Genomic DNA, 22,142 nt, shown 5'->3' with positions numbered 1-22,142 from the left:
GATTTGGGCGTGACCGGGCTAACGCGAGCGCGGCCCACGGCGGTAGCGTGTGCACCCGTGACAATCGCCGCCATCCCGAGCCCCAGCTCAGCGGTCTGGGAGCTCGGTCCGGTCCCGATCCGGGCATACGCGCTCTGCATCGTCCTCGGCATCGCCGTCGCCTGCGTGGTGACCGAGTTCCGGCTGCGCCGCCGCGGCGGGCCGCCCTGGGCGGTCCTCGACATCGCGGTGTGGGCGGTGCCGTTCGGCATCGTCGGCGCGCGGCTCTACCACGTGATCACCTCGCCGGGGACTACTTCGGCGAGGGTGGCAGCCCGGCCGACGCGTTCAAGATCTGGGAGGGCGGCCTCGGCGTCTGGGGCGCGGTCGCCGGTGGCGTGCTGGGCGGCTGGATCGCCTGCCGCCAGCTGGGCATCCCGCTGACGGTCGTCGCCGACGCGGTCGCGCCGGGCCTGCCGCTCGCGCAGGCCGTGGGACGGGTCGGCAACTGGTTCAACAACGAGCTGTACGGCGGTGTCACCACCCTGCCCTGGGGCCTCAAGATCCACCAGATGGACCCGGAAAACCCGGGCCACGCCCTCAAGGACCAAAACGGCGACCCCATCCTCGAGCCCGACCTGTACCACCCCACGTTCCTCTACGAGGCGCTGTGGAACGTCGGGGTCGCGGCGATGGTGCTGCTCGTCGACCGCCGGTTCAAGCTCGGCAAGGGCCGCGCGTTCGCGCTCTACGTGATGGGCTACACGGCCGGGCGGTTCTGGATCGAGCTCATGCGCACCGACGAGGCCAACGTGATCGCCGGGGCGCGGGTCAACGTGTGGGTCTCGGTGCTGGTCTTCCTCGGCGCCCTGCTGTACTTCGTGCGCACCCGCGGGCCGCAGGAGTTCCTCGTGCCGAAGGACGCGCCCGCGCTGGCGCCGGTGGGCGCGGGCGGCGGCGACGTCTCCCAGCGCGACGTGTCGGACAGCGCGGCCGAGCGGGCGGCGGCCAAGCCGAGCGGCTACCGCATGGTCACCGAGGAGCAGTACCTGAGATACCAGGAGACCGGCGAGTTGCCGCCCGACGACGAGGTGCCGGGAGACTCGGGCGACCTGCTCGACGACTTCGCGGACGACGAGCCGGCCGAGCAGACCGGCGACGTGGCGGTCAGCGAGGACAGCGGCGCGGACGACGACCTGGACGGCGCGGACGACGACGCGGACGGCGCGAAGGCGGACGGCACGTCCGACTCCGGCGCCTCGACCGGCGGTGACAATGGCGCGGCCGGCGACGGCGACTCCGACCCGCCGGACCGCGCGGTCCGATCCACCGACGACCGCTGAGGCACGAGAGCTAAGGGGCGTCACCCATGCGTACGGCTGTGGTCGTCGGAGCGGGCATCGGCGGCCTGGCCGTGGCGGGCGCGCTTGCCAGGTCCGGCTGGCAGGTGACGGTCCTGGAGCGCGACGACCGGGTCCGGGCCGAGCGCACCGCCCTGATCCTCTGGCCGAACGCGGTGCGCGCCCTCGGCGCCCTCGGCCTCGCCGACGGTCTCGACGCGATCGCCACCCCGCTGCCGGACAGCGGCATCCGGCGGCCGGACGGGCAGTGGCTCGTGCAGCCGCGCGGGGCGAGCGGGCGCGGCCCGGTGATCGTGCACCGCGAAGACCTGCACGACGCGCTCGTTGCCGGGCTCGGCGACCAGGTCGACCTGCGCACCGGCGTGGCCGTCCGCACCGCCCGCGCCGGCGAGCGGGAGCGGCCCGCCGTGGGTGACGGCCGCACCGTGTGGGAGGGCGACGTCGTCGTCGCGGCCGACGGCGTCGACAGCGCGGTGCGGCGGCAGCTGGCGCCTGAGTCCACTGTGGTCAGTTCGGGGTGCGCGGCCTGGCGCGCGGTCATCCCCTGGTACCGCGTGCCCCTGCTCAACGAGGGCCGCCCGGTGGTGGGGGAGACGCTCGGCGCGGGCTACCGATTCATCGCCGCGCAGCTCGGCCAGCGCGGCTCGTCCGGCGGCTCCACGCGCGGCGGGATCTACTGGGTCGCCACCGCCGCCGGCGCACCGCGGCCGGAGCCGCCCGCCACGCAGCTCGCGTTGCTGCGGCGGTGGCTCTCGGCGTGGCACGCGCCGATCGGCGACCTGCTCGCCGCCACCGAGCCCGACGACCTCGTGCAGCAGGAGGTGCGGGAGCTGCGGCCGCTGCCCCGCGAGTACGGGTTCGCCTCCGGACCGGGCGGCTTCGCGCTGCTCGGCGACGCCGCGCACGCCATGCCGCACCACCTCGGGCAGGGCGCCTGCCTCGCGCTGGAGGACGCGGCGACGCTCCGCTCGGTGCTGCGCGACGCGACGCCCGGCCGGCAGGCGCGGGAGGCGATCGCCGCGTACTCCCGGCTGCGCCGCCCCCGTGCCGCCACCGTCGTGCGGCAGACCCGGCGGATGTCCGCGGTGCTGCAGGCCCGCGGCCGGCTCGCGCTGCGTGCCCGCGACGCCGCTCTGGGTACCATCAGCCCTCGATTGATGGGCAGCGCCGCCACCGCCGCGGCGGCGTGGAAACCACCGTCCTGACGCGGCCACGCCGAATCTGCCCGAAGGGGGCAGTCACGTGGCCGGGCGGACAACCAGGGCCGCACGCGCCGGGGGCTGAAGTCGGACCGAACGGATGCTGACCGTCGCTGCGCGCGAGGAGCACACTACGCGCAATGACGGATGGCCTTCGCGTACGCCAAGGGCAGGTGCGCCTGCTGGGGCCGGTTGAGCTCGCCGGTCAGGGCGGGCCGGTGCCGCTTGCCACCGGCGCGCGCCGGCTGCTCGCCGTCCTCGGCCTGCGCGGCGGCGAGATCGTCGGCTGGGCCCAGCTGAGCGAGGCCGGCATCGACCCGGTGACCCTCGACCGCGACGCGGCCGCGCTCGCCGGTGGGCTGGCCCGGGCCGGCCTCCGCGGCGCGCTGCAGACCCGTGCCTCCGGCATGCGCGTCGCCGGGCGGTACGTGGACGCTCTGCGCTACCAGGACGAGCTGCGCCGCGCCCGCTCCCGCCGCGCAGCCGGCGACCTGTCCGCCGCCGTCGCCCACTACGACCGCGCGCTGGCCCGGTGGCGTTCCGAGGTGCCGCTCGACGGCGTCACGCTCGCCGGCTGGGCCGCCACGGAGGCCAAGCGTCTGCGCGACAGCCGCACCCGGGCCCGCGAGGAGCGGTGGGACTGCCTGCTGAGGCGGGCCGCCGACGCGATCCGGGCCAGCGGCGCGCCGGTTGCCGACCGTGCCGCGGTGCTGGCCGGCATCCAGGCCACGGCGGCTGCCGAGGTGGCGGCCGCCGAGCTCGAGGCCGGCGTGGCTCGGCACCCGCTGCGCGAGCGCCGGTGGGAGCTGCTGCTGACCGCGACGCTGCTGAGCCACGGGCGGGCCGCCGCCCGGTCGGTGTTCCAGCGCGCCGTGCGCACCTTCGCCGACCAGCTCGGCGTCGAGCCCGGCGAGCGGCTGCGCGCCCTCGCCGCGGCGGCCGAGCGGGGCGACATCGCCGAGCTGCCCGAGGCGCCCCGCCCCGAGCCCCGCGCACCGCGGCGGGTGGCACTACCGGTGCCACTGACCAGCCTGCTCGGCCGCGAGGCGCTGCTGGACGACATCGGCGCGCGGCTGGCCGCGCACCGGCTCGTCACGCTCGTCGGCCCCGGCGGCGCGGGCAAGACCCGGCTGGCCATCGCCGCGGCGCGGGCGGAAGACGGGCCGGTGGCGTGGTTCGTCGACCTCAGCGTCGTCGAGCGGCCGGGGCTGGTGCCGAGCACCGTCGCGGAGACCCTCGGCCTGCGCGAGGACCCGGGCCTCGACCCGCTCGACGCCATCGCCGAGGAGATCGGCACGCACGATGTCCTGCTCGTGCTGGACAACTGCGAGCACCTCGTCACCGGGTGCGGCGAGATGGCCCGCGAGCTGCTGGCCCGCTGCCCGGGGCTGCGGATCCTCGCCACGAGCCGGGCGCCGCTGCGGGCCGAGGACGAGTCGGTCGTGCCCGTGCCGCCGCTGCCGCTGCCCGCGACCGCCGCCGGTCTCACGCTCGCCGATCTGGCCACCCACGCCGCGACCCGCCTGTTCCTGGAGCGGGCGCAGGCGCGGTCCGGGCGTCCGGTGCCGGAGGGCAGTGCCGACGCGGTGGCGCAGCTCTGCGCCGAGCTCGACGGGCTGCCGCTCGCGATCGAGCTGGCCGCCGCGCGCACACCGTTGCTGAGCGTGTCCGAGATCGTCGCCCGCATCCGCACCGACCAGCGGCTGCTGCACAGCCCGGACCCCACGACACCGCCCCGCCACCGCACCGTGGCCGCCGCCGTCGAGTCCAGCCTGGAGCAGCTCACGCCCGACGTGCAGCGGTTCTTCGACCGGCTGGCGGTCTTCGCGGGCAGCTTCGACGCCGCGGCGGCCGACGCCGTGCGCGCCGGCACCGGGGCCGATCCCACAGCGCTCGACCAGGTCGTCAACGCGTCGCTCGTGGAGGCCAACGCGGGGCGGTACCGGCTGCTGATGCCCATCCGCCGCCACGCCCTCGCCCGGCTGCACGCCGAGGTTCCCGCCGCGCGCACCGCGCACGCCGCCCACTACCTGCGCGTGGCCGAGTCGGCCGACGCCGACCTGCGCGGCCACGCCCAGGAGGCCGGGCTGTCCCGCCTCCGCGCCGACGCGGCCAACCTGCGGGCGGCGATGGCGTGGCTGGCCGAGGCCCGCCCGACCGCCGTGCCCTACGGCGACCTGCGCCTGGCCACCGCCCTCGCGATGTTCTGCCGGGTCGAGGGCCACTACCGCGAGGCCCGCGGCTGGCTCGCCGCCGCGCTCGCCCGCCACCCCCGCGCCCCCGCCCTGCTGCGCGGCGCCGCGGCGGCCGACGCCGCCATGCTCGCGATGCTGCTGTGCGACTACCCCGCCGCCGCTGAGTACGCCGGCACCGCCCGCGCCGCCTACCGCGCCCTCGGCGACCGCCGGGCGGAGGCGCGCGTCGAGATGATCCTGGGCTCGGTGGCCCGCGAGCGCGCGCAGTACGAAGCATCCGCCGCCCACCTCGACAAGGCCGCCGCCATCTACGTCGAGTGCGGCGACGAGCTGGGCGAGGCGCGCGCCGTGCAGCTGCGCGGCTTCACCGCCTGGCTTGCCGGCGACTTCGATCGCGCCGAGCTGCGCCTGCGCGCCTGCCGCCGCTGGTTCGAGCGCCTGGGCGACGCCGAGGCCGCCGCCTCCGCCCTCATGAACCTCGGCGCCGTCGCCCTCTACCGCGGCGACACCGACCGCGCCACGAGCCTGCTCGACGCGGCCCTGGAGCGGTACGCGGCGCTCGGCTTCCCCGAGGGCGTCGGGTGGGCGCACAACCTGCGCGGCCTTGTCGAGCTGCGCACCGGCCGGGCCGACCGCGCCGAGGAGCACCTCGCGCTGAGCCTCGCCACCCACCGCAAGGTCGGCGACCGCTGGCGCACCGCGAGCGTGCTGGAGGCCCTCGCCGAGGTCCATCGCCGCGACGACCCCACGCGCGCCGCGGAGCTCCTGGCCGACGCCGGCCGCATCCGCGAGGAGATCGGCGCACCCGTCCCGGCCTGCGAACGCCCCGACACCGAGGCGACCGCCGCCGCCCTCCGCGCGGCGCTGGCCGACCGCAGCCCACTGCCCGTCCGGGCCTTGATCCCCCCGGTCTGAGCGCGCTCGCCGATCGAAATCCCAAAGAACGACAAAGCCAGACATTGAGCTACCGCGATGTCCGCGGTGGTCCGGACCGTTGCTCCCGCGGCCTCACCCCCGCGGTGCGGGAGCTCAGACCGGCAAGAGACGCGGGGCGTGCCCGCCGCCACCGGATGGCGGCGGGCACACCGGTCAGGCCGTCGGGAAGAGGGAGGGGGTGGCTATGCAGGCCGTCCCGACGCGCTGGAAGCCGACCCGCGCGTAGACCCGGGCGATGTCGTCGCTGCCCGCCGAGAGGAAGACGAGGTCCACACCGGTGTCCAGCGCGTGTTTCGCGAGGGCGGCCGTCACCGCGGCGCCCAGCCCCCGGCGCCGTGCCGTCGGCAGGGTCGCCACGCCGGCGATCTCGGCGACGTCGTCGACGCGCTGGAGGATCCCACTGGCCAGGACGCCTTCGAGGTCCGGGTCCTCGGCCGACGACCCGTCCGCGGACGGTGACAAATATCCCAGAACCGAAGCGCGACGGCCGCTTTCCATCATTCGGCGCTCGTCCGCCAGCTCCTCGGCCGAGACCGGGAGCACCGCGGCGTCCCGTTCCGTGGGACCGGCGGTGCCCGTCGAGGTGCCGGGCGTACCGAACCCGACGGCGCCGACAGCCCGCCGCACCGCCACGTCGACGGCGAACGACGGCGCCGCCGGGTCGAGAAACCGGACATCCACGCCCGGGGGTGTGACCAGCGCCGACGGCTCCAGCACCAGCAGCGGCGCCTCCAGCACCGCCAAGCCCGCGGAACGGGCCACAGCCAGTAGGTCCGGCGTCACTTCGTGTACCCACTCGAGGGCCTCCGGCGCACCGATCGCCCGCTGTCTGGCCCGAACCGATGTAATGTCAGCGGCGGAGGGCGGTTCTCCCGCGTCCAGGCGGGGGCGCGCGTAGAACGGCCAGCCCGGTCCGTCACGGACGAAGAGCACGAGTCCACCGAAGTTTTCGGTGTGGGCGCCGTCGCGGGGGACAGCGTCGTAGAAGCGTTCCAACCGCTCGAACAGTTCAGCCACGTGTGATCAATCTCCGCTGGTGGAGTTCAGGAACCCCTAACGTAGACTCGAATGACTCAGCAGGGCCGACGTCGTCCCGACCTATTCCACGTAGCGCGAGCGACGACAGGAGGCCCGGTGGTTCATCCGCACCCTCATCGCACCTCCGAAGGGCTCTACGACCCGGCGTACGAGCACGACGCCTGTGGCGTGGCCTTCGTGGCGGATCTGTCGGGCCATCGATCCCACGACGTCGTCGCCAAGGGCCTGTCGGCGCTCTGCCGGCTCGACCACCGGGGCGCCCGCGGCGCGGAGCCCAACACGGGTGACGGCGCCGGCATCATGCTGCAGGTGCCGGACGAGTTCTTCCGGGCCGTCGTCGACTTCCCCCTCCCGCCCCCCGGGCAGTACGCGACCGGCCTGGTCTTCCTCCCGCACGACGAGGAGGCGGCGGCCCGCGCGGTGCGGGTGCTGGAAAAGTACGCGCTGGTGGAAGGCGCCGACCTGCTGGGCTGGCGCGACGTGCCGGTCGACCCGGACGACCTGGGCGAGACGGCCGAGGCGGCGCGGCCGCGGATCCGGCAGGTGTTCCTTGCCGCGCACCGCCTCACCGACACGCCGGGCGGCCCGGCGGGGAGCCCACTGGGCGGGCTCGACCTGGACCGGGTCGCGTTCTGCGTGCGCAAGCAGACCGAGCGGGAGAGCGCCGAGCGCGGCGTGGGGGCCTACTTCCCGTCGCTGTCGTCGCGCACGATCACGTACAAGGGCATGCTCACGCCCGCGCAGGTGCCGTCGTTCTTCCCCGACCTGACCGACGAGCGGGTCGCCAGTGCGATCGCGCTGGTGCACTCGCGTTTCTCGACGAACACGTTTCCGTCGTGGCCGCTGGCGCATCCGTACCGGTTCATCGCGCACAACGGCGAGATCAACACCATCCGTGGCAACAAAAACTGGATGAACGCGCGCGAGGCGCTGCTGGCTTCCGCCGTGATCCCGGGCAACCTCAAGCGGCTCTTCCCGATCTGCACGCCGGACGCGTCCGACGCGGCAAACGTCGACGAGGTGCTGGAGCTGTTGCACCTGGCCGGGCGCAGCTTGCCGCACGCGATGCTGATGATGGTTCCGGAGGCGTGGGAAAACGACCAGGACATGGAGCCGGCGCGGCGGGCGTTCTACCGCTTCCACGCCAGCCTGATGGAGCCGTGGGACGGCCCGGCCGCGGTGGCGTTCACCGACGGCACGGTGGTCGGCGCGGTCCTGGACCGCAACGGTCTGCGCCCGGGCCGCTGGTGGCAGACCAGTGACGGCCTGGTGGTGCTGGGCAGCGAGGCGGGCGTGCTCGACCTCGACCCGTCGACCGTGGTGGCCAAGGGCCGCCTGCAGCCCGGCCGGATGTTCCTCGTCGACACCGCCGCCGGCCGTATCGTGCAGGACGACGAGATCAAGGCCGAGCTGGCCGCGGCGCAGCCCTACGACGACTGGCTGCACGCCGGCCTCATCGACCTCGCCGACCTGCCCGAGCGCGAGCACATCGTCTACACCCACGACTCGGTGCAGCGGCGGCAGCAGACCTTCGGGTACACCGAGGAAGAGCTGAAGATCCTGCTCGCGCCGATGGCCCGCACCGGCGCCGAGCCGCTGGGCTCGATGGGCACCGACACGCCGATCTCGCCGCTGTCGACCCGGCCGCGCCTGCTGTACGACTACTTCCACCAGCTCTTCGCCCAGGTCACCAACCCGCCGCTGGACGCGATCCGGGAAGAGCTGGTCACCAGCCTGCAGTCCACGATCGGCCCGGAGGGCAACCTGCTCGACCCGGGCCCGGCCAGCTGCCGGCAGATCGTCCTGCCGTACCCCGTCATCGACAACGACGAGCTCGCGAAGATCCTCTCCGTCGACGAAGACGGCGACCTGCCCGGCTTCAAGGCGGTGCGGGTCTCCGGGCTGTACCCGCTGCGCGACGGCGCCGCCGGCATCAAGGCGCGGCTCACCCAGATCTGCCGCCACGTCTCCGAGGCGATCGAAGACGGCGTGCGCATCCTGGTCCTCTCCGACCGCGACTCCAACGCCACGCTCGCGCCGATCCCGTCGCTGCTGCTGACCGCCGCCGTGCACCAGCACCTGGTGCGGGAGCAGACCCGCACCCAGGTGGCGCTGATCGTCGAGAGTGGAGACTGCCGCGAGGTGCACCACGCGGCCGTCCTCATCGGATACGGTGCGGCGGCCGTCAACCCGTACCTGGCCTTCGAGTCGGTCGAGGACCTCATCGCGACCGGCGCACTGCCCGGCCTGGAGCCGGCCACGGCGGTGCGCAACTACGTCAAGGCGCTCGGCAAGGGCGTCCTGAAGATCATGTCGAAGATGGGCATCTCGACGGTCTCGTCGTACTGCGGCGCGCAGGTCTTCGAGGCGGTCGGCCTCGACTCGCGGCTCGTCGAGCGGTACTTCGCCGGCACGCCCGGCAAGATCGGCGGTGTCACGCTCGCCGGGATCCACGACGAGGTCAAGGCCCGCCACGCCCGGGCGTACCCGGCCAACCAGGCCGAGCGCACCCACCGCCGGCTGGAGGTCGGCGGGGAGTACCAGTGGCGCCGCGAGGGCGAGCTGCACCTTTTCAACCCAGAGACGGTGTTCCTGCTGCAGCATTCGACCCGGAGCCGGCAGTACAGCGTCTTCCAGAAGTACACGTCCACAGTAGACAAGCTGGCGGCCGAGGCGGGCTCGCTGCGCGGGCTCTTCACGCTGCGCACCGGTGTCCGCCCGGCGGTGCCGCTGGACGAGGTCGAGCCGGCGAGCGAGATCGTCAAGCGCTTCGCCACCGGCGCGATGTCGTACGGGTCGATCTCCGCCGAGGCGCACGAGACGCTCGCCATCGCGATGAACAGCCTGGGTGGCAAGTCCAACACCGGCGAGGGCGGCGAGGACGTCGAGCGCCTCTACGACCCGGCCCGGCGCTCGTCCGTCAAGCAGGTCGCGAGTGGACGGTTCGGCGTCACCAGCGAATACCTGGTAAACGCCGACGACCTGCAGATCAAGATGGCGCAGGGCGCCAAGCCGGGTGAGGGCGGCCAGCTGCCGGGCAACAAGGTGTGGCCGTGGATCGCCAAGACGCGGTACGCCACGCCGGGCGTCGGCCTCATCTCGCCGCCGCCGCACCACGACATCTACTCCATCGAAGACCTCGCGCAGCTGGTGCACGACCTCAAGTGCGTCAACCCCGCGGCGCGGGTACACGTGAAGCTCGTCTCGGAGGTCGGTGTCGGCACCGTCGCCGCGGGCGTCGCCAAGCTCAAGGCGGACGTGATCCTGATCTCCGGCCACGACGGCGGCACCGGCGCGTCCCCGCTCAACTCGCTCAAGCACGCCGGCACGCCGTGGGAGCTGGGGCTGGCCGAGGCGCAGCAGACGCTGCTGCTCAACCGCCTGCGCGACCGCGTCACCGTGCAGGTCGACGGCCAGCTCAAGACCGGCCGTGACGTGATCGTTGCCGCGCTGCTCGGCGCCGAGGAGTACGGGTTCGCCACCGCGCCGCTTATCGTCTCCGGCTGCATCATGATGCGGGTCTGCCACCTGGACACCTGCCCGGTCGGCATCGCCACGCAAAACCCGGTGCTGCGCGAGCGGTACACGGGCAAGCCCGAGTTCGTGGAGACCTTCTTCCTCTACCTCGCCGAAGAGGTCCGCGGCTACCTGGCCGAGCTGGGCTTCCGCTCGCTCGACGAGGCGATCGGCCACGCCGAGATGCTCGACATCGCGCCCGCCGTCGACCACTGGAAGGCGCGCGGCCTCGACCTCGGCCCGGTGCTGCACGTGCCCCAGCTGCCCGAGGGCGCGGCACGGCGCCGCATCCGCGGCCAGGACCACGGCCTCGACCGCGCGCTCGACAACGAGCTGATCACGCTCGCCGCGCCCGCGCTGGAGCGGCGCGAGCAGGTGCGGGCCGTGGTGTCGGTGCGCAACGAGCACCGCAGCGTCGGCGCCATGCTGGGCGGCGAGGTCGCCCGCAGGTACGGCGGTGCAGGCCTGCCCGACGACACCATCGACGTGACGCTGCACGGCACGGCCGGCCAGTCGTTCGGCGCGTTCCTGCCGCGCGGCGTGACGCTGCGCCTGTTCGGCGACGCCAACGACTACGTGGGCAAGGGCCTGTCCGGCGGCCGGATCGTGGTGCGGCCGTTCAGCACCGCGCCGTTCGTGGCCGAGGAGCAGATCATCGCCGGCAACACCATCCTCTATGGAGCGACGGACGGCGAGGTCTTCCTCCGCGGGCGGGTCGGCGAGCGGTTCGCCGTCCGCAACTCCGGCGCGGTGGCCATTGTGGAGGGTGTCGGCGACCACGGCTGCGAGTACATGACCGGCGGCACCGTCGTCGTCCTCGGCGACACGGGGCGCAACTTCGCGGCCGGCATGTCGGGCGGCACCGCGTTCGTGTGGCGGCTCGACAAGAGCCGGGTCAACCCCGAGCTGGTCGAGCTGGAGCCGCTCAGCGACGAGGAGCAGACCACGCTCCGCACGCTCGTCGAGCGGCACTTCGCGGAGACCGACTCGGCCGTCGCCGAGTACCTGCTCAAGCGCTGGTCCGAGGCGGTCGAGGAGTTCACCGCCGTGGTGCCGCGCGACTACAAGCGCGTCATGGAAGCCATCCGCACCGCCGAAGCCGCCGGTCGCGACATCGACGAAGCGGTGATGGAGGTCGCACGTGCCTGACCCTCAGGGCTTTCTGCGGTACGGGCGCCGGCTGCCGAGCCGGCGCCCGGTCCCGGTCCGCATCCAGGACTGGCGCGAGGTCTACCCGGTCGCCGAAGACGGGCTGATCCGCGAGCAGGCGACGCGGTGCATGGACTGCGGCATCCCGTTCTGCCACGACGGCTGCCCGCTGGGCAACCGCATCCCCGACTGGAACGACCTGGTCCGCACCGGCGGCTGGGCCTCGGCGATCGAGTCGCTGCACGCCACAAACAACTTCCCGGAGTTCACCGGGCGGCTGTGCCCGGCGCCGTGCGAGGCGGCGTGCGTGCTCGGCATCGCGGGCGGCGAGCCGGTCACGATCAAGCAGGTCGAGGTCGAGATCATCAACCGGGCCTTCGAGCTGGGTTACGTGACACCGCAGGCCGTGCCGCCGCCGTCGGGCAAGCGGGTCGCGGTCGTGGGCTCCGGCCCCGCCGGGCTCGCCGCCGCGCAGCAGCTGGCCCGCGCCGGACACCAGGTGACGGTGTACGAGCGGGACGACGCGATCGGCGGCCTGATGCGGTACGGCATCCCGGACTTCAAGCTGGAAAAGCAGCACATCGACCGCCGCCTCGCGCAGATGGAGGCCGAGGGCGTCGCCTTCCGCACCGGGGTCAACGTGGGCGTCGATGTGACGGCTTCCTCGCTGCGCGAGTCCCACGACGCGGTGCTGCTCGCCTGCGGTGCGCTGGCCGGGCGGGACACGCCGGAGACGCCGGGGCGGGAGCTGCGCGGCGTACACCTGGCGATGGAGCACCTCGTGCCGGCCAACCGTGTGGTGGCGGGCCTGGCCGACTCGACGCCGATCGACGCGGCGGGCAAGCACGTCGTCATCATCGGCGGCGGCGACACCGCGGCCGACTGCCTGGGCGTCGCCCACCGCCAAGGCGCGGCCGGGATCATCCAGCTCGACCTGTACCCGCAGCCGCCGGGCGCCCGCGACGAGGAGCGCGACCCGTGGCCCACGTGGCCGTGGATCCTGCGTGACTACCCGGCGCACGAGGAGGGCGGCGAGCGCGTGTTCGCGGTCGCGGTCCAGGAGTTCGTCGACGACGGCGCGGGCAACGTGCGCGCGGTCCGGGTCGCCGAGGTCGCCGTGGAAAAGGTCGACGGCCGGCGGATCCTGACCTTCGTGCCCGGCTCGGAGCGCGAGCTCCCGGCCGACCTGGTGCTGCTGGCGATCGGCTTCGACGGCACCGAGGAGCAGCCGCTGCTCGACCAGCTCGGCGTCGCCCGCAACAGGCGCGGCGCGGTCGAAACCAGCCCCGACTGGCAGGCCACCGGCAGCGACGGCGTCTTCGTGGCCGGCGACATGCACCGCGGCGCCTCGCTCATCGTGTGGGCGATCGCCGAGGGGCGCGCCGCGGCGGCCGCCATCCACTCGTACCTCGGCGGGCAGGGCTCGCTCCCGGCGCCGGTCACACCCGCGGCCCAGCCGCTGGCGGTCTAGGCCCTGTTTGGAAAATCCTTGCCGGGCTGCGCCGGGCCCAGACGACGCCCGGCGGCGCCGGGCGTAAGGCCGCATACAACACCGGTATGCGACCTTGCGCCCGACTTGCCGGACCGCCGCCTGGCCTCCGGCTCGCCTCGACAATCCTTTTCAAACAGGGCCTAGGCGGGGTCGGGGGCCGCCGGCAAGCGGCCCCCGACGTGCGTGCGGTCAGAACTCGGAGTTGTAGCTGGTGAACGAGCCGGTGTCGAGGCGTGACCCGAGCGGCGTGTAGCACGCGACGTTGCGCACCATCACCGTCGTGCCGTTGTACCCCCACGGGGCCTGCAGGTTGCAGAACTCGCCACGCTGCCCGTTCGCCGACACCTGTACCGTGTCCGGCGGCTGGGCCAGCGCGGGGAAGCGGGCCAGCGTGAGGCCCGTACCGGCGAAGTTGAGCAGGTTGGCGCCGCTGCCGACCTGCGAGTTGAAGTTCGTCGACGGCGGGCCGAGGTTCGGCGCCGGGGGCGGCTGCATGTTCCACACGTAGCCGAAGAACTTCGGCGGGTACGCCGAACCGAGCAGCGACCGGTCCCGCTGGTAGCTCAGCGTGAAGCCGGTCTTGAGCGGTGTGCCCGTCCCGTCGACACAGAGCACGAGCACGTCCTGCGAGGCCGGGTTGGAGTCCCACTTCGCGATCTGGCAGTGCGCGCCGGTGCTGCTGTTGACCGCGGTGACCTGGAGGCTGCCGTCGTTGGGACCGGCCGTGCCCAGCGCGGGGAAGCGCACGATGTACGCGCCCGTTGCACCCGCCGGCGCCACCACGTTTCCGCCGCCGAGCACCGAGTTGTACTCGCTCACGATCGTCGCGGTGTCGTCCGCGTGCACGTACCCGTAGAGGCCGCGCACGCTGTCCGGCGGCGAGCTGCTGGTGAAGACCGCGGTGAACGGCGTGTCGATCCCGAAGCCGCCCGGCCGGAAGCAGCCGATGTAGACGATCTGGTCGGAGCCGGAGAAGCCCCACTTCAGCGCCTGGCACCACACCGGGCGCCCGTTGATCGCGGTGACGTGCACGACGCCGCCCTTGGCCGCCTGGCCGGGGAAGACGATCTCGTAGAAGCCACCGCCGAACGCGGTGACCGCCGTGGTCGGGGGCCAGGTGCCGGAGGGCACCGTCGCGGCGCCGTCCCACTGCACGAAGCCGTGCCCGTCGGGTACGGCCGCCTGCGCCGGCGCGGCGAATCCGGCGGTGGCCAGGGCCGCCGCGAGGCAGACGGCGGCCAGCCTTCGAAGAGTTCCCATGACGCTCCTAGAACTCGGAGTTGTAGCTGGTGAACGAGCCCGAGTCGGCGCGGGCGCCGGCCGGGGTGTAGCAGGCCACGTTGCGGACCAGCACGGTCGTGCCGCTGTATCCCCAGGCCGCCTGCAGGTTGCAGAACTCACCCGCGCGCCCGAACGGTGTCGCCTGCACGTTGTCCGGCCGCTGCGCGAGCGCGCGGAAGCCGACGAGCGTCAGCCCCAGGCCGGCGGGGGCGGCGGCGTTGGCGCCCGGGCCGAGCTGCGAGTTGAAGTTCGTCGGCGGCGGTCCGACGTTGGGCGCCGGGGGCGGCGGCATGTTCCAGAGGTAGCCGAAGTACTTCGGCGGGACGGCCGAGCCGAAGAGCGACCTCTCGTACTGGTAGCTGAGCGTGAACCAGGTGTTGAGCGGCGTGCCCGTCCCGTCGAAGCAGAGCACGATCACGTCCTGGCCGGCCGGGCTCGAGGCCAGCCGGGCCACCTCGCAGTGCGCGCCGACGTTCGGGTGTGCGGCGGTCACCTGGACGCTGCCGTCGACCGGGCCGGGCGTGGCGAGGCCGGGCAGGCGCACGCGGTACTGGCCGGGCGGGCCGAGCGGCACGACGGAGTTCAGCGCCGACGCCGAGTTGTACTGGCTGATGACGGTGCCGGCGAGGTCCGCGTGGACGTACCCGTATTGCCCGGGCAGGCCGTCCGGCGGCGTGCTGCTGGCGAAGACGGCGCTGAAGGGCGTGTCGGCCGGGGTGCCGCCCGGCTTGTAGCAGCGGACGTAGACGACCTCGTCCGCGCCGGTCGGGCCCCAGCGCAGCGCCTGGCACCACGCCGGGCCGCCGTTGACGGCGGTGACGTGTACGACGCCGCCCCGCGCGGCCTGTCCCGGGAAGATGATCCGGTAGAGGCCGGAGCCGCCCGGCGTGACGATGGTCGCGGGGGGCCAGGTGCCGCCCGGCACGGTCGCCGCGCCGTTCCACAGCACGAAGCCGTGCCCGTCAGGGACTGCCGCCCGCGCCGGTGCGGCGAGTCCGGCGGTGGCCAGGGCTGCCGCGGCGCAGGCCGCGGCGAGCTTTCGAAATGTTCCCATCGCGCTCCTTCGTGGGTGGGAATGGGGACGACAAACAGAGGGGAGTATCGATGCATTGATATGGCGGGTACCCGACAGCCGAACGGCCGGATTTGATAAGACACGTCCGCGTGATCTTGGGGATACCGGCGCGACACAGCGCCCTCCGAAAGTGATCAACCATGGCTCCCACACCACCCACGGATGCCGAGCTCGACGTGATGATCCGGGCTCGCCTCGCCTCTCTCGGAATCGACCTGGACCAGCTGCCGCCCGGCACCGTGTCCGACCCGGCGACCGGCGCGCCCGGCCGCGACTCGGTGTTCGCCTCGCTGCGCTCGTTCGTCCGGGGCAGCGTCACCGCGCTGGCGGCGTACCAGCTGCCGGCACCCGCGGGCAGCGACCCGGCACACGCCGCCGCGCTGTCGCAGCAGCCCGCCCCGATGCTCTACCCCTCGATCAGTTCGGAGTGGCGCAGATGACCACAGTGGACAGACGTGCCTTCCTCGCCCGCACCGCCGCCGTCGCCGCGGTCGCCGCCGCGGGAGCTTCCGCCATCCCCGGGTCGCCTGGGCCGGTGGACCCGCCCGCTTCGGCTCCGGCGCGTACGTCCGGCCGAGGCCGGAGGCGCTGGCCGACCCCACCGAGCTGACGCTCGCCGAAGCTGCCTGGATGATCAAAAACGGCAGGCTCACCCCGCTCGACCTCGTCGAGGCGTACCTGGCACGCATCGACACGTACGAGCCGGTGTACCAGGCCTTCAACACCGTGCTCGCCGACCAGGCGCGGGCGGCGGCGAAGGCGGCCGGCCGGCGGCGGCACACCGGGCCGCTGCACGGCATCCCGCTCGCCATCAAGGACAACTACTGGACAGCCGGCGTGCGGACCACCGCCAACTCGCACCTCTTCCAGGACTTCGTGCCGCCGTACGACGCGACCGCCGTGGCCCGCCTCAAGGCGAACGGCGCGATCGTGCTCGGCAAGACGCAGATGGGTCCGCTGGCCACCACGCGGGCGACCACACCGGACGGTCGCATCACGACGGTCAACGCCTGGACGCCCACGATCCCCGGCACGGACCCGGGCGGTTCGTCGACCGGCACGGCCACGTCGGTGGCCGGGCGGCTGGCGACGTCGGGTACCGGCACGCAGACCGGCGGGTCGATCACGGCGCCGTCGAACGCGCAGAACCTGACCGGTCTCAAGCCCACGATGGGTCGCGTGTCGCTGGCCGGGATCATCCCGCTCAGCTATACGCGCGACCACCCGGGCCCGCTCGCCCGCGACGCGAGGGACGCGGCCATCATGCTGACCGCGATGGCGGGGGAGGACCCGGCCGACCCGCGCACGCAGGGGCTGCCGAGGGTGCCGGACCTCGTCGAGGCCGCGACGCCGGTGTACTCGGGGCGCCGGCTCCGCGCGCGGTGGAGCACGCGCGTCGGCGTGCTGCCCGGCTACGCGGACGGCACGTCGGCGACCGCGCTGGCCCGGCAGGCGTTCCTCTCCACTGTGGACAAGATCGACGGGGTACGGCTCGTCGACGTGCCGCTCCCCGACGAGTGGGACCTGCTGACCGGCAACGCGTTCAACAACGTCCGCCTGCCCGAGCGCAGCGAGCCGTTCATGCCGTACCTCCGCGCCGACCTGCGCGGCTTCGGCGTGTCCGTGACCGGCTGGCTGCAGGGCGCGCTGCTGGGCGCCAACGAGTTCGTCACCGGGCAGCGGGCCAAGCTCCTGCTGCTGGAGCGGGTGCTGGACCAGGTCTTCGAGCGCTGCGACGTGGTGGTGCAGACCGGCCCGGTACCCTTCGACATCCTCGGCCTGCCGGAGATCGGCTTCCCGATCGGCTTCACCGCGGCCGGCGTGCCGATCGGCACGATCCTGGGCGGCGCGCCGTACGCCGAGGACCGCCTGCTCTCGGTCGTGGCCGCCTACCAGGCGGTGACCGACTGGCACTGGCGCCGCCCGCCGAACCCACCGGCGGCGACGGCACTGCGCTCGGCCGCGCCGGCGGAGGACCGCGGCCGCCTGACCGCCGACGACGTGGTGGCGCAGATGCAGTGACCCCGGCGTGGACCCTCAGCCCAGCACGGCCGCCGCGGCTTTGGCGCACTCGGCCGTGTCGAGGGTGCGGATCCGCGCGCGGACGGCGTCCAACGCGGACGGCGTCACGGACAGGATGCGGCAGCCGACCCCGATCAGCAGCGGGACGGCGTGCGGGTCGGCGGCCGCGTCACCGCAGACGGAGAGCGGACGGTCGTGGCGCCCGGCGGCGGCCACCGTCGCGGCGATGGCGCGCAGTACCGGGCGGTCGGCGGCGCGGGCCGGGGTCAGCGCGGGGTCCAGGCGGTCCAGGCCGAGCAGGGACGCGGTGAGGTCGTTGGTGCCGATGGAGAGGAAGTCGGCGGCGGCCGCGATGCCGTCGATGCCCTCCACCGCCGCCGCCGTCTCGACCATCGCGCCGCACGGCACGGCGCCGGGCAGCAGCGCGCGGGCCGCCTCGACCTGATCCGCGGACTCGACCATCGGGAGCATCACCCGCAGGCGGGTGGCGGCGCCGGCGGCGACGACCGCGCGAAGCTGGGTGGCGAGCGCCTCCGGCGGGAGCTGGCGGGCGCCCGCCGCGGTGAGAAACGGCGGCAGCTTGTCAGGCGCGAAGTCCAGCGTCCGCACGGTCGCCACCAGACCGGCGAGGGGGTCCAGCACCGGGCGGAGCGCGGCGGCGTGCGCGGCCTCGTCCGGCCAGTCCGCCGCGGTGAGGAACGGCAGCTCGGTCCGGACCAGCCCGGCGCCCTCCGCACCGGCGGCGACGGCCGCGCGGGACTCCTCGGCGGTCGCGACGTTGGCCAGCAGGGTGACGGTCCGGCCGTCGCGCGTGACGGCGGGCAGGGCGCGGCCGGCGGCCAGGTCGGCGCGGTGCCGCTCGGCCGCGCGCACGGCCTCGCGGGCGGCGTGCTCCTGCTCGGGCGTGGGGTCCACGATGAGCGTCGCGCCGTCCAGTACCGCCGGCGTGCCGTCGGGTGCGTCCGGGGTAACGCCGAAGACCAGCGGTACGCCCAGCGCGCGGGCGACGATCGCGACGTGCGCGTTGGGCCCGCCGAGCAGCGAGGCGGCGCCGGCCAGGTCGTCCGCGACCTCCAGCAGGTCGTCGGCGCCGAGCTCGTGACCGGCGAGGATGACCGGACCGTCCAATGTGGCCGCCGGATCGCCGCGCAGGACGGCCGCGACGCGGCGACCCACCTGGCGTACGTCGGCCGCGCGGCCGGCCAGCGTCGGGTCGGGGAGGGCGGCCAGCAGGTCGGCGTACGTCGAGGCCGCCGCCGTCACCGCGTCCACGGGCGCCTGCCCGGCGGCCAGCCCGGTCGCCGCCGCGCCACGCAGGTCCGGGTCGTCGGCGATCAGCGCCATCGTCTCCACGATGTCGGCCGGCTCGGTGTGCCCGCCGGCACGCAGCGCCTCGGCCCGCTCGCGCAGCCGCGCCGCCACCGCGTCGAAGGCCGCACCCAGGTCAGCGGGGAGGCCGGTGCCGCCCCCCACCCCGGAAGACAAGCCGGCACCGGCGTACCCATTCCCCCCGTCTACTTCGGACGGTGCGGTGGCTGCCCACCGGATCCGTCCCAGTCCGACCCCGGGCGCCCCCAGCACGCCGGTGTAGCCGCGGGGTGCGTTCACGACGTGACGTCCGCCAGCGCCTGGAAGATCAGCCAGGTGGAGGTCGCGCCGGGGTCCTGGTGCCCGACGCTGCGGGGCCCCAGGTAGGAGGCGCGGCCCTTGCGGGCGTGCAGCTCGGTCGTGGCGCGCATGCCCTCGGCGGCAGCGTCCGCCGCGGCCCGCGCGGCCGCCGTCAGGCCGTCGTCGGCCGCCTTCTCGAACGCGGCGACGGCCGGCCCGTACGCGTCGACGATCGTCTTGTCGCCGGGCACCGCCGCGCCGAGCTTCTGCACGGCGGCGAGGCCCGCCCGCAGCGCCGCGCCGAGCTCGGCGGCGTCCACTGTGGAGCTGTCGGCGGGGAGCGCCTTGCCGATGGCGCGGAACGCCGTGCCGTACAGCGGTCCGGCCGCACCTCCCACCTTGGACACCAGCGTCGTGCCGGTCTTTACCAGGACGTCGCCGACGGTCTTGGGGTCGGCGCCCTCCAGCGCCGCCACCGCCGCGGTGAAGCCGCGCTTGAGGTTGACACCGTGGTCGGCGTCGCCGATCGCGGAGTCCAGCTGGGTCAGGTAGTCGGCCTGCTCGGTCACCGCGGCGGAGACCTCGATGATCCACGAGCGGGCGAGCGCGACGTCCACGGTTACCTCCCTGCGGAGCGGGCCAGACCTACACGCCCCAGCGCAGCGCCGGGGTGCGGACCGGCGCGTCCCACAGCCGCAGGATCTCCGGGTCCGCCCGACACACGGTAACGGACATGCCGGCCATGTCCAGGCTGGTCACGTAGTTGCCCACGAGGTTGCGCGCGACGCGGACGCCGGCCTTGTCGAGCAGCGCGGCGACCTCGCCGTACAGCAGGTACAGCTCGATGAGCGGGGTGCCGCCGAGGCCGTTGACCAGCACGATCGCCTCGCTACCGGCGGACAGCGGCTTGGCGCCCAGGATCGCCTCGACGGTCATCGCCGCGATCTCGCGGGCCGGGCGCAGCTTCTCCCGCCGCCGCCCCGGCTCGCCGTGGATGCCGACGCCGACCTCGATCTCGTCGTCCGGCAGTTCGAAGCCGGGCTTGCCGGCGGCCGGCGTGGTGCAGGCCGTGAGCGCGACCGCGAACGAGGCGGACTGCTCGTTGACCCGCGAGCCGGCGGCCGCCACCGCGGCGGCGGAGGCGCCGGTCTCGGCCAGCGCGCCGGCCACCTTCTCGACGATCACGGTGGCGCCGGTGCCGCGGCGGCCGGCGGTCCACGTGGAGTCCTCGACCGCGACGTCGTCGTCGACGAGCACCGTCTGCACCTCGATGCCCTCGTCACCGGCGAGCTCGGCGGCCATCTGGAAGTTCATGACGTCGCCGGTGTAGTTCTTCACGATGTGGACCACGCCCGCGCCGGCGTTGACGGCCTGGGTCGCGGCGAGGATCTGGTCGGGCACAGGCGACGTGAACACCTCGCCGGGCACGGCGGCGTCGAGCATGCCCAGCCCGACGAATCCACCGTGGAGTGGCTCGTGTCCCGAGCCGCCGCCGGAGAGCACGCCGACCTTGCCGGCGACGGGCGCGTCCGCCCGGACGACGATCTGCTGCTCGATGTCGACGCGGAGGTCGGGGTGGGCGGCCGCGACGCCGGCCAGCGCTTCGCGGACGACCGCCGCGGGATCATTGATGAACTTCTTCACCGCCGCACTCCTTCCGGAGGGCTGAGACGCTGTTCAGCATTGCTGAAGTGTGTTCGGAACGTAGTCCGGCTCACAACCGCGTGTCAAGCACTCGGCTCAGGACGCCGCGGCGACCCAGCGGCGGGTCGCGGGGCGGCCGGCGCCGAGGTCGCGGGAGAGGTGGCGAGCGGTCTCGCGCACCGCCACGGCCAGCCCGTCCCGGGTCTGCTCGTCCAGCAGCCGCTCGACCGGACCGATCGCCCCGATCGCGCCCACGACCTCTCCGGTGTGGTCGAAGACCGGTGCGGCGATGCCGGCGTCGCCGATGGCCGCCTCGCCGTCCTCGACGGCGTAACCCGTCGCCCGTACCCCCTCAAGGTCCTGGACCAGCGCGGACGGCTCCGTCCGCGTGGCGCCGGTGAGCGCGGCCAAGGGTCCCCGCAGCAAGGCGGCGCGGTCGGCCTCGGGCAGGTGGGCGACGATGGCCTTGCCCAGCGCGCAGGTGTGCCAGGGGATGACCGCGCCCACCTCGAGGATCTGCACGGCGCCCTCGGGGCGGAACGCGTGGTGCACGACCAGCACGTGGTCCGCGGAGAGCACGCCCACCCACACGGCCTCGTTGGCCCGGGTGGCCAGGCCGTCGGCCCAGGCCACCGAGCGCACCCGCAGCTCGTGCGTCTCCAGGTAGGCGTTGCCGAGCTCGAGGAGGGCGGGACCGAGCCGGTACTTGCCGGTCTCGCTGTCCTGCGCGACGAGCTGGCCGGCCTCGAGGGTGCGCAGCAGCGCGTGGGCGGTCGGCTTGGCGACGCCGATCCGCTCGGCCACCTCGGTCACGCCGGCGCCCCGCGCGGCCGTGCCGAGCACGCGCAGGATCTCGATCGCGCGCGCTACCGACTGGACCATCGTGCCGCCCTTCACCCCCGACGCATCGGGGCGGTTCGCTATTGCCGAACGGTGTTTCTGAACATACCATTTTCGGTCATGACGGGAACCGTGGGCATCGTACTCGTCTCGCACAGCGCCCAGCTCGCCGCTGGACTGCGGGAGCTGCTGCTGCAGGTGGGTGGGGGTTCGCTCACGATCGAGACGGCGGGCGGCACCGACGAGGGCGGCATCGGCACCAGCTACGACCTGGTGCGCGCCGCGATCGAAAAGGCGGACGGCGGAGCGGGCGTGCTCGTGCTCCCCGACCTGGGCAGCTCTGTCCTGACCACGCGCGCGGTGCTCGACGACCACCCCGTGCCCGGCGCCGTGATCGTCGACGCGCCGTTCGTGGAGGGCGCGATGGCCGCCGCGGTCATCGCGGCCACCGGCGCCGACCTGGCGACCGCCGTCGCGGCGGCGGAGGAGGCGCGGGATGTCCGCAAGCTCTGAGGCCGCCGTCGTGCTCCCGGCCCACCTGCACGCGCGCCCGGCCGGCCAGGTGGTCCAGGCGGCGGCGCGGTTCCAGGCGCAGGTCGAGATCGAGTACGCGGGGAAGGTCGCCAACGCCCGCGGCGTGCTCGCCGTGATGGCGCTGGGTGCCACGGCCGGCACCACCGTCACCCTGCGCGCCACCGGGCCGGACGCGGCCGAGGCCGTGGACGCTGTGGCCGCGGTGCTCACGGAGGCGCGTTGAGCAGGGGCTTCAGGGCATCTTTAGGAGGACTCGTGCGCCCCTTTGGTGCC

General features: G+C 74.1%; 15 protein-coding genes and 1 pseudogene. 9 read left to right on the top strand and 7 right to left on the bottom strand.

What is annotated here, in order from left to right; translation table 11 throughout:
• The first annotated feature begins 57 nt into the window (after positions 1–57).
• The 3 genes and pseudogenes from lgt (at position 58) to Phou_RS05565 (ending at position 5,649) form a co-directional block, all read left to right on the top strand.
• Positions 58–1,322: pseudogene (lgt, locus tag Phou_RS05575) on the top strand (prolipoprotein diacylglyceryl transferase).
• 26 nt (positions 1,323–1,348) lie between these two features.
• Complete coding sequence (locus Phou_RS05570) at positions 1,349–2,545, top strand: FAD-dependent oxidoreductase (protein ID WP_173054143.1); 1,197 nt, start codon at positions 1,349–1,351, stop codon at positions 2,543–2,545.
• Positions 2,546–2,679: 134 nt separating this feature from the next.
• A complete protein-coding gene (locus Phou_RS05565) occupies positions 2,680–5,649 on the top strand; it encodes an AfsR/SARP family transcriptional regulator (RefSeq protein WP_173054141.1) in 2,970 nt (989 codons plus the stop codon).
• A gap of 174 nt (positions 5,650–5,823) precedes the next feature.
• Here Phou_RS05565 and Phou_RS05560 read toward each other — a convergent pair whose 3' ends face one another.
• Positions 5,824–6,687, bottom strand: a complete 864-nt coding sequence (locus tag Phou_RS05560) for a GNAT family N-acetyltransferase (protein WP_173054139.1) — start codon at positions 6,685–6,687, stop codon at positions 5,824–5,826.
• Positions 6,688–6,804: 117 nt separating this feature from the next.
• On the opposite strand from Phou_RS05560, the gene gltB reads away from it, so the two are divergent.
• Positions 6,805–11,373, top strand: a complete 4,569-nt coding sequence (gltB, locus tag Phou_RS05555; RefSeq protein WP_246273279.1) for a glutamate synthase large subunit — start codon at positions 6,805–6,807, stop codon at positions 11,371–11,373.
• Positions 11,366–12,844, top strand: coding sequence for a glutamate synthase subunit beta (locus Phou_RS05550; protein ID WP_173054135.1), 1,479 nt, complete (start codon positions 11,366–11,368; stop codon positions 12,842–12,844). Before gltB ends, Phou_RS05550 begins: the two co-directional genes overlap by 8 nt.
• A gap of 210 nt (positions 12,845–13,054) precedes the next feature.
• Here the strand turns inward: Phou_RS05550 and Phou_RS05545 are convergent, their stop codons facing one another.
• Positions 13,055–14,125 carry a hypothetical protein gene (locus tag Phou_RS05545; RefSeq protein ID WP_173054133.1) on the bottom strand — a complete coding sequence of 357 codons (1,071 nt, stop codon included), beginning with the start codon at positions 14,123–14,125 and terminating at the stop codon, positions 13,055–13,057.
• A gap of 7 nt (positions 14,126–14,132) precedes the next feature.
• The gene (locus Phou_RS05540) at positions 14,133–15,200 is read right to left on the bottom strand and encodes a hypothetical protein (protein WP_173054131.1); all 1,068 of its coding nucleotides are present in this window, start codon (positions 15,198–15,200) and stop codon (positions 14,133–14,135) included.
• Positions 15,201–15,361: 161 nt separating this feature from the next.
• Here Phou_RS05540 and Phou_RS05535 point away from each other — a divergent pair, with 161 nt between their 5' ends.
• Both Phou_RS05535 and Phou_RS05530 read left to right on the top strand, forming a co-directional pair.
• On the top strand, positions 15,362–15,661 hold the full coding sequence (locus tag Phou_RS05535; RefSeq protein WP_173054129.1) for a hypothetical protein: 300 nt from the start codon (positions 15,362–15,364) through the stop codon (positions 15,659–15,661).
• Between the two features lie 190 nt (positions 15,662–15,851).
• A complete protein-coding gene (locus Phou_RS05530) occupies positions 15,852–17,243 on the top strand; it encodes an amidase (protein WP_246273277.1) in 1,392 nt (463 codons plus the stop codon).
• Between the two features lie 15 nt (positions 17,244–17,258).
• Here the strand turns inward: Phou_RS05530 and Phou_RS05525 are convergent, their stop codons facing one another.
• The 4 genes from Phou_RS05525 to Phou_RS05510 form a co-directional block, all read right to left on the bottom strand.
• A complete protein-coding gene (locus Phou_RS05525; protein ID WP_345511020.1) occupies positions 17,259–18,728 on the bottom strand; it encodes a putative PEP-binding protein in 1,470 nt (489 codons plus the stop codon).
• A 119-nt stretch (positions 18,729–18,847) separates the two neighbouring features.
• On the bottom strand, positions 18,848–19,468 hold the full coding sequence (gene dhaL / locus Phou_RS05520) for a dihydroxyacetone kinase subunit DhaL (protein WP_173054125.1): 621 nt from the start codon (positions 19,466–19,468) through the stop codon (positions 18,848–18,850).
• Between the two features lie 28 nt (positions 19,469–19,496).
• On the bottom strand, positions 19,497–20,495 hold the full coding sequence (gene dhaK / locus Phou_RS05515) for a dihydroxyacetone kinase subunit DhaK (protein ID WP_173054123.1): 999 nt from the start codon (positions 20,493–20,495) through the stop codon (positions 19,497–19,499).
• A gap of 96 nt (positions 20,496–20,591) precedes the next feature.
• On the bottom strand, positions 20,592–21,377 hold the full coding sequence (locus tag Phou_RS05510) for an IclR family transcriptional regulator (protein WP_173054121.1): 786 nt from the start codon (positions 21,375–21,377) through the stop codon (positions 20,592–20,594).
• A gap of 78 nt (positions 21,378–21,455) precedes the next feature.
• Here Phou_RS05510 and dhaM point away from each other — a divergent pair, with 78 nt between their 5' ends.
• A complete protein-coding gene (dhaM, locus tag Phou_RS05505; protein WP_173054119.1) occupies positions 21,456–21,848 on the top strand; it encodes a dihydroxyacetone kinase phosphoryl donor subunit DhaM in 393 nt (130 codons plus the stop codon).
• Complete coding sequence (locus tag Phou_RS05500; protein WP_173054117.1) at positions 21,832–22,092, top strand: HPr family phosphocarrier protein; 261 nt, start codon at positions 21,832–21,834, stop codon at positions 22,090–22,092. The genes dhaM and Phou_RS05500 overlap by 17 nt, the downstream gene beginning before the upstream one ends.
• Positions 22,093–22,142: the final 50 nt, after the last annotated feature.

The organism is Phytohabitans houttuyneae, from assembly GCF_011764425.1.
GTDB lineage: Bacteria > Actinomycetota > Actinomycetes > Mycobacteriales > Micromonosporaceae > Phytohabitans > Phytohabitans houttuyneae.
The sequence above is the reverse complement of the archived record's forward strand: the minus strand, read 5'-3'. Positions and strand labels throughout refer to the sequence as shown.

Excerpts from the sequence above, each read along its gene's own strand:
- Phou_RS05570 (WP_173054143.1), top strand. The coding sequence starts at position 1,349 with ATGCGTACGGCTGTGGTCGTCGGAGCGGGCATCGGCGGCCTGGCCGTG.
- Phou_RS05565 (WP_173054141.1), top strand. The coding sequence starts at position 2,680 with ATGACGGATGGCCTTCGCGTACGCCAAGGGCAGGTGCGCCTGCTGGGG.
- Phou_RS05545 (WP_173054133.1), bottom strand. The coding sequence starts at position 14,125 with ATGGGAACTCTTCGAAGGCTGGCCGCCGTCTGCCTCGCGGCGGCCCTG.
- Phou_RS05540 (WP_173054131.1), bottom strand. The coding sequence starts at position 15,200 with ATGGGAACATTTCGAAAGCTCGCCGCGGCCTGCGCCGCGGCAGCCCTG.
- Phou_RS05535 (WP_173054129.1), top strand. The coding sequence starts at position 15,362 with ATGGCTCCCACACCACCCACGGATGCCGAGCTCGACGTGATGATCCGG.
- Phou_RS05530 (WP_246273277.1), top strand. The coding sequence starts at position 15,852 with ATGATCAAAAACGGCAGGCTCACCCCGCTCGACCTCGTCGAGGCGTAC.
- Phou_RS05510 (WP_173054121.1), bottom strand. The coding sequence starts at position 21,377 with ATGGTCCAGTCGGTAGCGCGCGCGATCGAGATCCTGCGCGTGCTCGGC.
- dhaM (WP_173054119.1), top strand. The coding sequence starts at position 21,456 with ATGACGGGAACCGTGGGCATCGTACTCGTCTCGCACAGCGCCCAGCTC.
- Phou_RS05500 (WP_173054117.1), top strand. The coding sequence starts at position 21,832 with ATGTCCGCAAGCTCTGAGGCCGCCGTCGTGCTCCCGGCCCACCTGCAC.